This window comes from Pseudomonas sp. SWRI22, assembly GCF_014268395.2.
GTDB lineage: Bacteria > Pseudomonadota > Gammaproteobacteria > Pseudomonadales > Pseudomonadaceae > Aquipseudomonas > Aquipseudomonas paracarnis.
In genome coordinates this window covers 746,256-760,200 of sequence record NZ_JABWQK020000001.1, presented here as the reverse complement: position 1 = coordinate 760,200, position 13,945 = coordinate 746,256, and the positions used below count along the sequence as shown (strand labels likewise).

Sequence of the window (13,945 nt, the reverse complement as noted above, 5' to 3'; positions counted from 1 at the left end):
AGGAAACACACGTTATCGTTGACGTTTTTCGCGAGCAAGCTCGCTCCTACAGTTCGCCCTGCATACACATTCAAAAAGCTAATCAGGCCGCCATGAAACGCTACGAAAAATTTGCCGACGACATCGCAGAACTGATCCGCTCCGGCGTCCTCGGCCCCGGCCAGCGCGTACCATCGGTACGCTATGCCAGCCAGGCCTACGGCGTCAGCCCGTCCACGGTATTCCAGGCCTATTACTTGCTGGAGCGTCGTGGCCTGATCAGGGCGCGCCCGCGTTCTGGCTACTTCGTCAACACCCACGCGCCGAGCCCGTTTTCCGAGCCGGTGGTGAGTGAGCAGGTGCATGAGTCCACCGATGTGGGCGTTAGTGAGCTGGTGTTCTCGGTACTGGACTCGATCAAAGACCCCAACACCGTGCCCTTCGGCTCGGCCTTCCCCAGCCCCATGCTGTTCCCGCTGCCGCGCCTGGCGCGCTCCCTGGCCAGTGCCAGCCGCGACATGGACCCACGCCTGGTGGTCACCGACATGTCGCCAGGCAACCCACAACTGCGCCGCCAGATTGCCCTGCGCTATATGGTCGGCGGCCTGATGCTGCCGATGGAGGAGTTGCTGATCACCAACGGCGCCCTCGAAGCACTCAACCTGTGCCTGCAGGCCGTGACCGAACCGGGCGACCTGGTCGCCATCGAAGCGCCGGCGTTCTACGCCTGTTTGCAAGTGCTTGAACGCCTGAAGCTCAAGGCTGTGGAGATCCCGGTGCACCCGCGCGACGGTATTGACCTGAACGCCCTGGCCCAAAGCCTTGAGCGCTATCCGATCAAGGCCTGCTGGACCATGACCAGCTTCCAGAACCCCATGGGCGCCACGTTGCCTGAAGAGAAAAAACAGGCGCTGGTGGAACTGCTGCGCAGCCATCAAGTGCCACTGATCGAAGATGACGTCTACGCCGAATTGTATTACGGGCAACAGGCCCCGAAACCGGCCAAGGCCTTCGATACCGAAGGGCTGGTGATGCACTGTGGCTCCTTTGCCAAGAGCCTGGCACCGGGTTACCGCGTGGGCTGGGTCGCCGCCGGGCGCTTCGCACAGAAGGTCGAGCGGCTGAAACTGATGACCTCATTGTGCCCATCAATGCCGGCGCAGGCGGCGATTGCCGACTACCTGCAACACGGCGGCTATGACCGGCACCTGCGCAAACTGCGCTACGCCCTGGAAGAACAGCAGAGCGCCATGCTGGCGGCCATCGCGCGTTATTTTCCGGCGCAAACACGGGTCAGCCAGCCGGCGGGAGGCTATTTTTTGTGGTTGGAACTGCCGGAGCAGACCGACTCGCTGAAATTGTTCCAGATGGCTCTGGCCCAGGGCATCAGCATTGCGCCGGGGCCGATCTTTTCCGCCACTCAGCGCTTCAGAAACTGCATTCGCCTGAATTACGGAAGCCCTTGGAACGAGGCGTCGGAAAAGGCCATGGAGACACTAGGGCGGATCGTGCGCTCGTTTTAACGGCCGCCGCCCAAGTCGATAAACGTTCCGGTGGAATACGATGCCTTGTCCGACAGTAACCAGATAATCGCCTCTGCCACTTCATCCGGGCGCCCGCCACGCGCCATCGGGATACCGGATTCCAGCTTGCTGACTCGGTCCGGGTCGCCGCTCAGGGCATGGAAATCGGTAAAGATATAGCCAGGGCGCACGGCGTTGACGCGAATGCCCTCGCCCGCCACCTCCTTGGACAGCCCCAGGGTAAAGGTGTCCAGCGCCCCCTTGGAGGCCGCGTAGTCGACATACTCTCCCGGCGAGCCCAGCCGCGCCGCCACCGACGACACGTTGACGATACTGCCTCCCTGCCCTCCATGCCGGGGCGACATGTGCAATACCGCGTGTTTGGCACACAGGATCGGGCCCAGCACATTGGTCTTGAGGATTTTGAGGATACGAAACTCGGACATCTCATCGACCCGCGACTTATGCCCCACGGTGCCGGCGTTATTCACCAGCGCGGTGACCCGGCCCAGTTCCGTATCAACGCGATTGAACAGAGCGATCACTTCATCCTCGCTGCTGACATCGGCCCGCACGGCAATCGCCTGGGCACCCAGCGCGCGAACCTGATCCAGTACACGCAGGGCAGCGTCTTCATCAGACTGGTAGTTGATGCAGATGCGATAGCCTTGGCGAGCGGCGAGCAAGGCCGTCTGGGCGCCGATTCCACGACTGCCCCCGGTGATGATGACGACTTTGTCCATAACTGCGGTCTCCCGATTCAACCGGATGTTCAGGGTTGGATCCAAGAATACCTGTCACAGACTGCTTTTGTCAGGCGCCGCCTGTTCAGCGCCCCGGATATTCGCCATGAAGCTATCGGCCGGCAGTGGGTGCCCCAACAAGTAACCTTGCAAGGAGTCACACCCCAGGCGGGTGAGGAAGTGCTGCTGCACATCGGTTTCTACCCCCTCGGCGACGATCCGCAGGCCCAAGGCTTGGCCGAGGGCCACGATGGCCGAGACGATGGCGGCGTCATCGCTGTCGTGTTCCAGGTCACGCACAAAACCGCGATCGATCTTCAGCTCGTTGGCCGGCAGGCGCTTGAGGTACATCAGGCTGGAGTAACCGGTGCCAAAGTCATCGATGGACAGGTCAACCCCCATGTCCGACAGTTGCTGCAATACCGTCATGCTCGCATCGGCATCGCTCATCGCGGTGGTCTCGGTGATTTCCAGCGTGAGGCTGTTGGCCGGCAATTGGTGCCGTTCCAGTGCAGCCGCTACGCTGTTGACCAACCCGGCGTGGCAGAACTGCAACGCCGAGAGGTTTACGGCAATGCGCCAGTGCTCATAACCCTGTGCGTACCACTGACTCATCTGGCGACAAGCTTCATCGAGCACCCATTCGCCGATGGGAATGATCAGCCCGGTTTTCTCCGCCAGTGCAATAAACGTAGCGGGCATCAGCAAGCCCTGATGCGGATGCTCCCAGCGCAACAGCGCCTCGGCCCCCACAGCAAGACCGCTGACGGCGTCGAACTTGGGTTGGTAATGCAAACGAAATTGCCCCTGCTCAAGGGCAATGCGCAGGTCCTGCAGCAATTGAAGTTGTTTGCGCGCGTTGGTGTTCATCGACACATCGAAGAAGCTGTAGCCATTCTTGCCCATGCCCTTGGCGTGATACATCGCCGCGTCGGCGTTCATCAGCAGTTCCTGGGGGTTGCTACCGTTGCCCGGGAACATGGCGATACCGATGCTGGCCGAGATCTGCAACTCATGCTCGGCCACCGTGAACGTGCGGTTGATCAGGCCCACCTGGCGCTCGGCCAAGCCCATCGCATCATCGGGCTGGGTGAGTTGCACCAGCAACACGAACTCATCGCCGCCGATGCGGGCCAAGGTATCCTGGCTGCGCAAGTCCTCGCGCAGGCGCAAGCCAACTTCGCGCAGCAACTGGTCGCCCAGGTGATGACCAAAGGCATCGTTGACCGGTTTGAAACCATCCAGGTCGATAAACATCAAGGCAAAACAACCGCCTCGCTCGTGCACCGCCTGGATGCCTTGTTGAATGCGATCAGCCAACAACGTGCGATTGGGCAGGCCGGTGAGCATGTCATGCAGGGCCAGGTGGGTAAGTTCCTGATTGGCCAGGGTCAGGGAATCGGCGAGTACGGCGGTGCGCGCTTCCAGGCGCGCATCCAGCACCGACGTCAACAGCGCAATGACCAATACCGCCAGCGAAGTGACCAAGACCAGGTTATCCAGGCCCTTGCCGCTCAGGCCTGTCAGTGCGGCACCGCAGAAGCTGTCATCGGCAAAGCGCGCCGCAGCCATCCCGGTGTAGTGCATCCCAACGATGGCCACGCCCATCACCACGGCTGCGCCGCCCCGAGCCAGACGCACATAAGGTGTGTTGCGCCGCAGGTTGAAGGCGATCCACAGCGCGGCGCCGGAAGCCACCACCGCGATCAACAACGAAGCGCCGAACAAGGCCGGGTCGTAGTCGATGCCCGGCGTCATGCGCATCGCGGCCATGCCGGTGTAATGCATGCTGGCGATACCGGCCCCCATCACCAGTGCGCCAAACGCCAGTTGCCAGGCCGGCAAGCGTGGCTGGCTGACCAGCCATAACGCGAAGCCACTGGATAGCACGGCGATCAACAGCGACAACAGGGTAATGCCTACCTCAAACCCAAGGGCAAACGGCAGGCGCAGGGCCAACATCCCGATAAAGTGCATGGACCAGATGCCGACGCCCATCGCCACTGCGCCCCCCGTGATCCACAGGTAAACGGCACGCCCCTTGGCGGTCGCGATACGCCCGGCCAGGTCCAAGGCGGTGTAGGACGCCAGGATGGCCACGCACAGGGAAATCACGACAAGGGAGGTTGAATAGCTACCGATCAGCATGGGACGTCTCGCAGGCGACCGGCGCAAAAGCCCGTGCCGGGTGGCAAATCGGGCGATTGTAGCGAGTATGAATACAGGACAGGTGATTAATTAATCCATTGGCCATCACGCAATTTCTGGCGTCAATCGGCTGGCTTTATCTGGCTGTTTTCAACGTCAAAATGTGCGGGGCTTGCGCAGATCCACTGTGGGAGCGGGCTTGCTCGCGAAGACGGTGTGTCAGTCACCGGCTACTGCACTAACGCTTTCGCAGGCAAGCCAGCTCCCACAGGGTACTGTGCTTGACTGACTGGCATTGGGGCTTGCCCACACATTTGATTTTGCATCCCACAGGATGCGCGGCGTATCCGGTTACTCCTTTTCGGCCAGGGAGGTCTGGCCATCCCAGCCTCCGCCCAATGCTGCGATCAACTGCACACTGGCCACCAGCCGCGACTGCAGCAAGGTCAATACCGTGCGCTCGTTGCTCAATGCCGTCGCCTGCACCGTGACCACATCCAGATAGGCAATCAACCCGGCCTTGTACTGGTTTTCGGTCAAGCGCAAGGATTCGCGCGCGGCTTCCAGTGCTTCATTGCTGACCACCGCCTCATCGGCGAGCACCTTGAGCTGGACCATGTAGTTTTCCACCTCGCGGAAACCGTCCAGCACGGTCTGGCGGTATTTGGCCACGGTCTCGTCATAGCTGGCCTCGGTGCGGTCGACTTCCGCCGAGCGCTGGCCGCCATCGAACAGGGTCATCGCCAGTTTCGGCCCTACCGACCAGAAGCGGTTTGGCAGGCTGATCCAATCTTCATAGGTGCTGCTGGAGTAGCCCCCCGCCAAGCTCAAGGTCAGGTCGGGGTAATAGGCAGCCTTGGCCACGCCAATATTTGCGTTGGCGGCGATGACCGAGCGCTCGGCCGAGGCGATATCGGGGCGACGCTCCAGCAACTGGGACGGCAGGCTCACCGGTATCTGCGGCAGGGCCGGGATGTCTTTGCTCACCGCCAAGTTGAAGTTGGCTGGCGCCTCACCGATCAGTACGGCGATGGCGTTTTCCAATTGGGCACGCTGCCAGATCAGATCGATCAGGCTGGCCTGAGTGGTCTTGAGCTGGGTTTGCGCCTGGGCGATGGCATCCTTGCCAGCCACACCGGCACGGTATTGGTTTTCGGTCATTTTCAACGAGCGCTGGTACGTGTCCAGCGTGGCCTGCAGCAGGCGCGTCTGTTCGTCCATGACGCGCAGTTGCAGGTAGCTCTGCACCAGTTCCGATTGTTGGCTGAGGCGCATCGCGGCCAAGTCCGCGGAGCTCGCCTCGGCGCTGGCTTCGTTGGCCTCCAGGCCTCGGCGCAACTTGCCCCAGATATCGGCTTCCCAACTCACGCCCAACTGGGCGTTGAGGGTGTCGCGGATACCGCTGCTGGAACTGCTGAGGCTGGCACTGCTGCTGCCGGTGCCCTGGCTGGCGCGGGTCTTGCCGACGCTCAGGTCAACGCTGGGGTAAAAGGCCCCCCGTGAGCTGCGTACCAGCGCCTGTGCCTGGCGAAAACGCGCTTCGGCCTGGGCGACGGTCTGGTTGGACGCGTTGAGGCGCACCACCAGGTCATTGAGTTGTCGGTCACCGTACAGCTCCCACCAGGCGCCGCGGGCCAGGGAGTCGCTCGGGTTGGCCTGGCGCCAGCCCTGGGCCTCCTTGAACTGCACCGGCTCGATGACGTCCGGGCGTTTGTAGTCAGGGCCGATGGCGCAGGCGCTGAGCAACATAGCCAGGCCCACTGTAGGAGCGAGCTTGCTCGCGAAAGCCGTCAACGATAACGCGTTCATTCTGGATGAGCGCGGCGCATGGGCGTTCTTCGCGAGCAAGCTCGCTCCTACAGGGGTTGCAGGGGCGTTGGTTGGGTCGGTCATAGCGCAGTGTCCAGGGCAGCATCGGTACGCACGCCGCGCCAGGCGTTGAAGCGATGGCGCGCGCGGTCCAGGTAAAGGTAAACCACCGGGGTGGTGTAAAGGGTCAGAACCTGGCTGAACACCAGGCCGCCAATAATGGTCAGGCCCAACGGGTGGCGCATCTCCGCACCATCGCCACTGCCGAGCAGCAACGGCAAGGCACCGAGGATCGCGGCCAGGGTGGTCATCAGGATCGGCCGCAGGCGCAACAGGCAGGCGCTGCGGATCGACTCCAGCGGGCTCATGCCATCGTTGCGCTCCAATTGCAGCGCCAGGTCGATCATCAGGATCGCGTTCTTCTTCACCACGCCGATCAACAGGAACAAACCCAGCAGCGAGATCAGGCTGAACTCGCCCCCGAGCAGGTAGATCGCCAACAACGCACCGACACCGGCCGACGGCAGCGTAGACAGGATGGTCAGCGGGTGGATGTAGCTTTCATACAAGATACCCAGCACCAGGTACACCGCCACCAGCGCGCCGAGAATCATGAACGGCTGGCCTTTCTGGGTCGCGGCGAACGCATCGGCAGTGCCGGCCATCTTGGCGATTACATCCTCGGGCAACCCGACTTTGGCAATCGCACGCTCGATAGCCGCCGTGCCCTGCTCCACCGTGACCCCGGGCGCCATGTCGAAGGCGATATTCTCCGAAGCGAACTGGCCTTCATGGCTGACGCGGTCGTCGGCCAGGCTGTTCTCATAGTGGGCAATGGTCGACAACGGCACCCGTGCGCCGTCGGCCGTGATCACCTGCACCTGGTTGAGGGTGATCGGGTCCTGGGCGTATTTTGGGTTGACCTCCATCACCACCTGGTACTGGTTGAGGCTGTCGTAAATGGTGGAAATCTGCCGTTGGCTGTAGGCGTTGTTGAGCACCGCCGTGACCATGTCCATGTCGATGCCCAGGCGCTTGGCCTGGTCGCGGTCGACAATCAACGTCACCTGGGCCGCACCGCGGCCTTCGCGGGCGTCGATGGCGGTCAGCTCCGGCAACTCACGCATCGCCGCCACCACTTTCGGGTACCACAGGCGCAACGCGGCCAGGTCGCCGCTTTGCAGGATGTAGGAATATTGCGCGCTGGTCTGGTCGCGGCCGCCCCCGAACTGCAGGTCCTGGTCGGCCATGAGGAACAAGCGCCCGCCCGGCACCAGCGGCACCTCCTTGCGCAGGCGTTCGATCACCGCCTGGGCGGAGATCTTGCGTTCGCCAAGCGGCTTGAGGCGCACCAGCATCACTGCGTTGTTAGTGCCTTGGTTGCCACCGATAAAGCCGGCCACACTGAGCACCGCCGGGTCCTTGAGCACCGCCTGGCGAAAGATCTCCATCTTCGGCTGCATGACGCTGAACGACAGGCCATCGTCACCGCGCACAAAGCCGATCAACTGGCCGGTGTCCTGCTGGGGCATGAAGGTTTTGGGCACCACCACGTACAGCGCGATATTCACGCCCACGGTGACGAACAGGCTGAGCAAGGTCAGGCGCCGATGGCGCAGCACCCAATCCAGGCTGGTGGCGTAGCCGGCGACCATGCGCTCGTTGATCTTCTGGCTCCAGCGCTGCAAACCGGTCTGCCGGTCCTTCACATGCGGCTTCAACCAGCGAGCGCACAGCATGGGTGTCAAGGTCAGCGAGACAATCAGCGAGACGATGATCGCCGCCGACAAGGTGATGGAAAACTCGCGGAACAGGTTGGTAACAATGCCGCCCATGAACAGGATCGACAGGAACACCGCCACCAGCGACACGTTCATCGACAGCAAGGTAAAGCCCACTTCCTGGGCGCCCAGGTAGGCGGCTTTCATCGGTGGCACGCCCTCGTCGATGTGCCGGGAAATGTTCTCCAGCACCACGATGGCATCGTCCACGACCAAACCGGTGGCGAGGATCAGCGCCATCAGCGAAAAGTTATTCAGCGAAAAGCCATACAGGTACATCACCGCAAAGGTGCCCACCAGCGACACCGGCACCGCCAGGGTCGGGATCAGCGAAGCACGGAAGTTACCCAAGAACAGGTACACCACCAGGATCACCAGCCCCACGGCAATCAGCAGGGTCATTTCCGCCTCATGCAGGGTGGCAGTGATCACTGGCGAGCGGTCCATGGCCAGGCTGAGCTTGACGCTGGACGGCAACACCGCCTGCAACGCCGGCAACTGCGCCTTGATCTGCCGCACGGTTTCGATGATGTTGGCGCCGGACTGGCGGTTGATCACCAGCAACACCGCCGAATCATTGTTGAAGAAACCGCTGTTGTAGCGGTCTTCCACCCCATCGGTGATCTTCGCCACGTCCTTGAGACGCAGGGCTGCGCCATCCTGATAGCGAATCAGCAGGGGCTCATAATCCTTGGCTTTCTCCAGCTGATCGTTGGCCTGGATCTGCCAATTGCGCTCGCTGTCTTCCAGCGAGCCTTTGGGCCGGCGCTGGTTGGCATTGGCGATGGTGTTGCGCACATCGTCCAGGGCGACGCCGTACTGATCGAGGGCCTTGGGTTCCAGTTCGATGCGCACCGCCGGCAGCGAACTGCCGCCGATCTGCACTTCGCCCACACCCGGCACCTGGGACAGGCTCTGGGACAGAATGGTCGAGGCCAGGTCGTACAACTGGCCTTTCTGCAACACGTCGGAGGTCAGCGACAGCACCATGATCGGCGCCTGGGACGGGTTGATCTTCTTGTAGGTGGGCATGCTGCGCATGCCACTGGGCAGCAGGTTGCGCGACGCGTTGATGGCCGCCTGCACTTCCCGCGCCGCCCCGTTGATGTCGCGGTCGGAATCGAACGCCAGAATCACCCGGGTAGAGCCCTGGCTCGACGAGCTGCTCATGGTGGTGATACCGGCAATCGCGCCGAATGAGCGCTCCAGCGGCGTGGCCACCGTAGACGCCATCACCTCGGGGCTGGCGCCGGGCAAGCTGGCCGACACCACGATCACCGGAAAGTCGATCTGCGGCAATGGCGACACCGGCAACAAATTGAAGCTGACGCCACCGAGCAACATGATCGCCAGGCTCAGCAGCATGGTCGCGACCGGCCGGCGGATGAAAGGTCCGGACAGGTTCATGGCTCAACCGGCTCCAGGCGTTGTGGCTCTTTGCGCCAGCGCCGGCCAAGACGATCGAAATACAGGTAGATCACCGGCGTGGTGAACAGCGTCAACACCTGGCTCACCAGCAACCCGCCGACCATCACCAGGCCCAGGGGCTGGCGCAGTTCGGCGCCGGAGCCGCTCGCTAGCATCAAAGGCACCGCGCCGAACAAGGCAGCCAGGGTCGTCATCAGGATTGGCCGGAAGCGCAACAGCGCGGCCTGGTAGATAGCGGTCTGGGGGTCCAGGCCCTGGTTGCGTTCGGCGTCGAGGGCGAAGTCGATCATCATGATCGCGTTCTTTTTCACGATACCGATCAGCAGGATGATGCCGATGATCGCGATCATGCCCAGGTCATTGCCACTGAGCAGCAACGCCAGCAAGGCCCCCACCGCCGCCGACGGCAAGGTCGATAGGATAGTGATCGGGTGGATGTAGCTCTCATAGAGCACACCGAGCACGATGTACATGGTGACTACCGCCGCCAGGATCAACAGCAAGGTGCTCGACAACGAGGCTTCGAACGCCTGGGCCGCGCCCTGGAACTGGGTTTGCACGCCCACCGGCATGCCGATGTCCTTCTGGGTCTGGTTGATCAGCTCCACGCCTTTGCCCAACGCTACGCCGGGCGCCAGGTTGAACGACATCATCACCGCCGGGAACTGGCCGATATGGGCAATTGCCAATTGCGCCTGGCGCTGTTCCACATGGGCCAGGCTCGACAGCCGTACCTGACCACCGTCAGTGGTTTTCACATGGATCTGGTTGAGGGCCGCCGGGCCGAGGGTTTCGCCGGACTGGGCCTGCAACACCACTCGATACTGGCTGGCCTGGGTGTAGATGGTGGAGATCTGGCGCTGGCCGAAGGCGTCATACAGCGCATCGGTGATGGTCGAGACACTTACGCCCAGGCGCGAGGCCGCGTCGCGGTCGATCACCAGGTACACCTGCAAGCCTTTGTCCTGCAGGTCACTGGCCACGTCGGTGAGTTCCGGCAACTGGCTGAGGGCGTGTACCAGCTTGCCGCTCCATAACGCCAACAACTCGGCGTCCGGGGAGGACATGCTGAACTGGTACTGGGTACGGCTGACCCTGTCCTCGATGGTGAGGTCCTGCACCGGTTGCATGAACAGGCGGATGCCCACCAGCTTGTCGATCTGCGGTTGCAGGCGGGTGATGACCTCGGCTGCGCTCAAGTCGCGCTGGCCGTGAGCCTTGAGGTTGATGAGCAAGCGGCCGCTGTTGAGGGTGGCGTTATCGCCATCCACGCCAATGTAGGACGACAGGCTCTCGACCGCAGGGTCGGCGAGAATGATCTTCGCCAGTTCCTGCTGGCGCTGGCTCATGGCCGCAAAGGAAATCGACTGCGGCGCCTCGGAAATACCCTGGATCACCCCGGTGTCCTGCACCGGGAAAAAGCCCTTGGGCACCACCAGGTACAGCACCACCGTAAGCCCCAGGGTGGCGATCGCCACCAGCAACGTCAGCGGCTGGTGCTTGAGCACCCATTGCAGCTTGCGGCCGTAGGCTTCGATCAGCCAATCAATCCAGGCGCCGCTGGCTTTGTAGAAGCGGCCCTGCTCTTCTTCCTTGGGTTCGCGCTTAAGCAGGCGCGCACACATCATGGGCGTGAGGGTCAGGGAGACTACCAGGGAAATCAGGATCGCCACTGCCAGGGTGATGGCGAACTCACGGAACAGCCGCCCGACCACATCGGCCATGAACAGCAACGGGATCAATACCGCGATCAACGACAGCGTCAGGGACACCAGGGTGAAACCAATCTGCTTGGCGCCCTTGAGCGCGGCTGCCATCGGCGTCTCGCCTTCCTCGATATAGCGCGAAATGTTCTCCAGCATCACGATGGCGTCGTCCACCACAAACCCGGTGGCGATGGTCAGGGCCATCAGCGTCAGGTTATTGATGGAGAATCCGGCCAGGTACATCACACCAAAGGTGCCCACCAGGGACAGCGGCACGGCGATGGACGGAATGATCGTGGCGCTGACCCGGCGCAGGAACAGGAACGTCACCATGACCACCAGAGCGATGGCGATCAGAAGCTCGTGTTGCACGTCTTTGACCGAAGCGCGGATGGTCTGGGTGCGGTCGGTGAGCACCGTCACGTCCAGGCCGGCCGGCAGGTTGTCGGTGATGCTCGGCAGCAGGGCCTTGATACGGTCTACCACCTCGATCACGTTGGCGCCCGGCTGGCGCTGGATATTGAGCAACACGGCCTGGTTCTCGTTGGCCCAGGCGGCAAGGCGCTCGTTTTCGGCGCCGTCGACGATCTGCGCGACATCCTTGAGCCGCAGCGGAGCGCCATTGTTGTAGGCCAGGATCAGTTCGGCGTATTGCTCGGGCGAGACCAGTTGGTCGTTGGCGTCGAGCATCGACACGCGGGTGGGGCCGTCAAAGTTACCTTTGGGCTGGTTGACGTTGGAGGCGGCGATCAGGGCGCGTACGTCCGAGAGGTTCAAGCCATTGGCCGCCAGGGCCTCGGGGTTGACCTTGATACGCACGGCCTGGCGCTGGCCACCGGCAATGCTGACCATGCCGACACCGCTGATCTGCGCGATTTTCTGCGCCATGCGTGTGTCGACCAAATCATTGAGCTTGGGCAGCAACATGGTCTTGGAGGTGATTGCCAGGGTCAGCACCGGGGTATCCGCCGGGTTGACCTTGTTGTACACCGGCGGCGCCGGCAGATCCTTGGGCAACAGGTTGGTGGCGGCGTTGATCGCGGCCTGCACCTGTTGCTCGGCCACATCCATATTGATGTCGAGGTTGAAACGCAGGGTCAGCACCGAGGCGCCGCCGGAGCTGGTAGAGGCCATCTGGGTCAGGCCGGGCATCTGCCCGAACTGGCGCTCCAGCGGTGCGGTGACCGCGCTGGTCATCACATCGGGGCTGGCGCCGGGGTACAGGGTCATCACCCGGATAGTCGGGTAATCCACCTGGGGCAACGCCGACACCGGCAGCAGGCGGTACGAAATGATGCCGGCCAGGACAATGGCCAGCATGCTCAGCGTGGTGGCGACCGGGCGAAGGATGAACAGGCGCGACAGGTTCATGAACCGACCTTTTGCGCCTTGCCGGCGTCAGCCCCGGTCTCCCCTTTCGCTGCGGGCTTGCCTTGCAGGTGCTCGGTCGGCGTGGTCGGCACCTCGCTGCTGGCGTTGACCACTTCGATCTCGCTGCCGTCCTTGAGGCGGTCGGTGCCTTCCAGCACCACGCGGTCGCCAGCGACCAGGCCTTCCTTGATCACGGTGTTTTCGCCATCGGTGTCACCTACCACCAAGGGCTGGACCTTGACCTTCTTGTCGCCGTCGAGCTTGTAGACAAAGGTGCCATTGTTGCCGAACTGGATCGCCGCAGATGGCGCCAGCACCACGTTCTTCAAGGTATCGGCCAGCAGGTGCACATTGACGAACTGGTTGGGGAACAGCGCCTGGTCCTTGTTATCGAAACGCGCCTTGAATTTCAGGGTGCCGGTGGTGACGTCAATCTGGTTGTCCAGGCTTTGCAGTACACCGACTGCCTGCTTTTTCACGTCGCCACGGTCCCAGGCTTCCACGGGCAACTTGTTACCGGCGTGGTAACGAGCCAGCACGGTTTCCAAGGTATTTTCCGGCAGGGTGAAGGCCACGCTGATTGGCTGGGTCTGGGTGATTACCGCCAGGGCGGTGGTGTCGTTGGCGGCGACGAGGTTGCCGACGTCAAGCTGGCGCAAACCGACCCGGCCGCTGATGGGCGCGCGGATTTTGGTGAATTCCAGGTTGAGCTTTGCGTCGTCCACCGCGCCCTGGTTGGTCTTGACCGTGCCCTGGTACTGCAACACCAGCGCTTCGGCGGTGTCCAGGGTTTGCTTGGCGATACTGTCCTGGGCGTACAGGTCGCGATAACGCTGTACATCGACCTGGGCGTTCTTCAACTGGGCCTGGTTCTGCAGCAAGGTGCCCTGGGCCTGGAGCAAGGCGTTCTGGTAGCTGCGCGGGTCGATTTCTGCCAGCAGGTCACCGGCCTTGACCATTTGCCCTTCCTCGAAGGCGATCTTGACCAGCTCGCCGCCCACCCGGCTGCGCACATTAATGGTGTTCAGCGCCGTGACCGTACCCAGCGCCTTGTAGTACACCGGGAACTCACCCAGCACTGCAGGGGCCACGCGCACCGGCACTGGGCCAGTGGACCCGCCGAAGCCCGGGCGCGCCATGCCGGTTTTACCCGTGTGCCCGGCCGGAGCGTCTTTATGGGCCGCGCCGCTGGGCCAGAATTTCCAGCACAGGCCGGCGATAACCAGCAGCACGAGCAGGCCAAACAGCCAGCGGCGGGAGTTGCGGGGGGAGGATTGCATGGAGTGATCAACCATTGGGCGCGAGAGCTTCTACTTTGGGAGGCTGAAAGATAAGCACTGGGGGGCCTTAAGAAAAGCACCTTTACCGGCTATTTACTTTGGGCTTACAACGTTTAACTTCTGATCTTAGTCCACCGGCTATTTCGCTAAACCGCTGACGCTCAAATAAAAACGGCC

At 62.2% G+C, this 13,945-nt stretch carries 7 protein-coding genes; 1 reads left to right on the top strand and 6 read right to left on the bottom strand.

The features are described from left to right. Positions 1–92: 92 nt before the first annotated feature. Positions 93–1,502, top strand: a complete 1,410-nt coding sequence (mapR, locus tag HU730_RS03175) for a GntR family transcriptional regulator MpaR (protein ID WP_054898710.1) — start codon at positions 93–95, stop codon at positions 1,500–1,502. Here the strand turns inward: mapR and HU730_RS03170 are convergent. The 6 genes from HU730_RS03170 to HU730_RS03145 all read right to left on the bottom strand — a co-directional run bounded on the left by HU730_RS03170 (position 1,499) and on the right by HU730_RS03145 (position 13,783). Next, positions 1,499–2,245, bottom strand: coding sequence for an SDR family oxidoreductase (locus HU730_RS03170; RefSeq protein WP_096144195.1), 747 nt, complete (start codon positions 2,243–2,245; stop codon positions 1,499–1,501). The two genes, mapR and HU730_RS03170, sit on opposite strands and share 4 nt — an antisense overlap. A 54-nt stretch (positions 2,246–2,299) precedes the next feature. Further along, the gene (locus HU730_RS03165; RefSeq protein WP_096144194.1) at positions 2,300–4,393 is read right to left on the bottom strand and encodes an EAL domain-containing protein; all 2,094 of its coding nucleotides are present in this window, start codon (positions 4,391–4,393) and stop codon (positions 2,300–2,302) included. Positions 4,394–4,744: 351 nt separating this feature from the next. After that, the gene (locus HU730_RS03160) at positions 4,745–6,286 is read right to left on the bottom strand and encodes an efflux transporter outer membrane subunit (protein WP_096144193.1); all 1,542 of its coding nucleotides are present in this window, start codon (positions 6,284–6,286) and stop codon (positions 4,745–4,747) included. Beyond that, positions 6,283–9,390 carry an efflux RND transporter permease subunit gene (locus HU730_RS03155; RefSeq protein ID WP_054897446.1) on the bottom strand — a complete coding sequence of 1,036 codons (3,108 nt, stop codon included), beginning with the start codon at positions 9,388–9,390 and terminating at the stop codon, positions 6,283–6,285. Before HU730_RS03155 ends, HU730_RS03160 begins: the two co-directional genes overlap by 4 nt. Next, positions 9,387–12,488 (bottom strand): MdtB/MuxB family multidrug efflux RND transporter permease subunit, encoded by a 3,102-nt coding sequence (locus HU730_RS03150; protein ID WP_014718694.1) that lies wholly within the window; start codon positions 12,486–12,488, stop codon positions 9,387–9,389. Before HU730_RS03150 ends, HU730_RS03155 begins: the two co-directional genes overlap by 4 nt. Beyond that, a complete protein-coding gene (locus HU730_RS03145; RefSeq protein WP_054921437.1) occupies positions 12,485–13,783 on the bottom strand; it encodes an MdtA/MuxA family multidrug efflux RND transporter periplasmic adaptor subunit in 1,299 nt (432 codons plus the stop codon). Before HU730_RS03145 ends, HU730_RS03150 begins: the two co-directional genes overlap by 4 nt. Positions 13,784–13,945: the final 162 nt, after the last annotated feature.

Bases quoted from the DNA above. Each gene is read 5' to 3' on its own strand.
- HU730_RS03145 (WP_054921437.1), bottom strand. From the start codon at position 13,783: ATGGTTGATCACTCCATGCAATCCTCCCCCCGCAACTCCCGCCGCTGG.
- HU730_RS03170 (WP_096144195.1), bottom strand. From the start codon at position 2,245: ATGGACAAAGTCGTCATCATCACCGGGGGCAGTCGTGGAATCGGCGCC.
- HU730_RS03150 (WP_014718694.1), bottom strand. From the start codon at position 12,488: ATGAACCTGTCGCGCCTGTTCATCCTTCGCCCGGTCGCCACCACGCTG.
- HU730_RS03160 (WP_096144193.1), bottom strand. From the start codon at position 6,286: ATGACCGACCCAACCAACGCCCCTGCAACCCCTGTAGGAGCGAGCTTG.
- mapR (WP_054898710.1), top strand. From the start codon at position 93: ATGAAACGCTACGAAAAATTTGCCGACGACATCGCAGAACTGATCCGC.
- HU730_RS03155 (WP_054897446.1), bottom strand. From the start codon at position 9,390: ATGAACCTGTCCGGACCTTTCATCCGCCGGCCGGTCGCGACCATGCTG.
- HU730_RS03165 (WP_096144194.1), bottom strand. From the start codon at position 4,393: ATGCTGATCGGTAGCTATTCAACCTCCCTTGTCGTGATTTCCCTGTGC.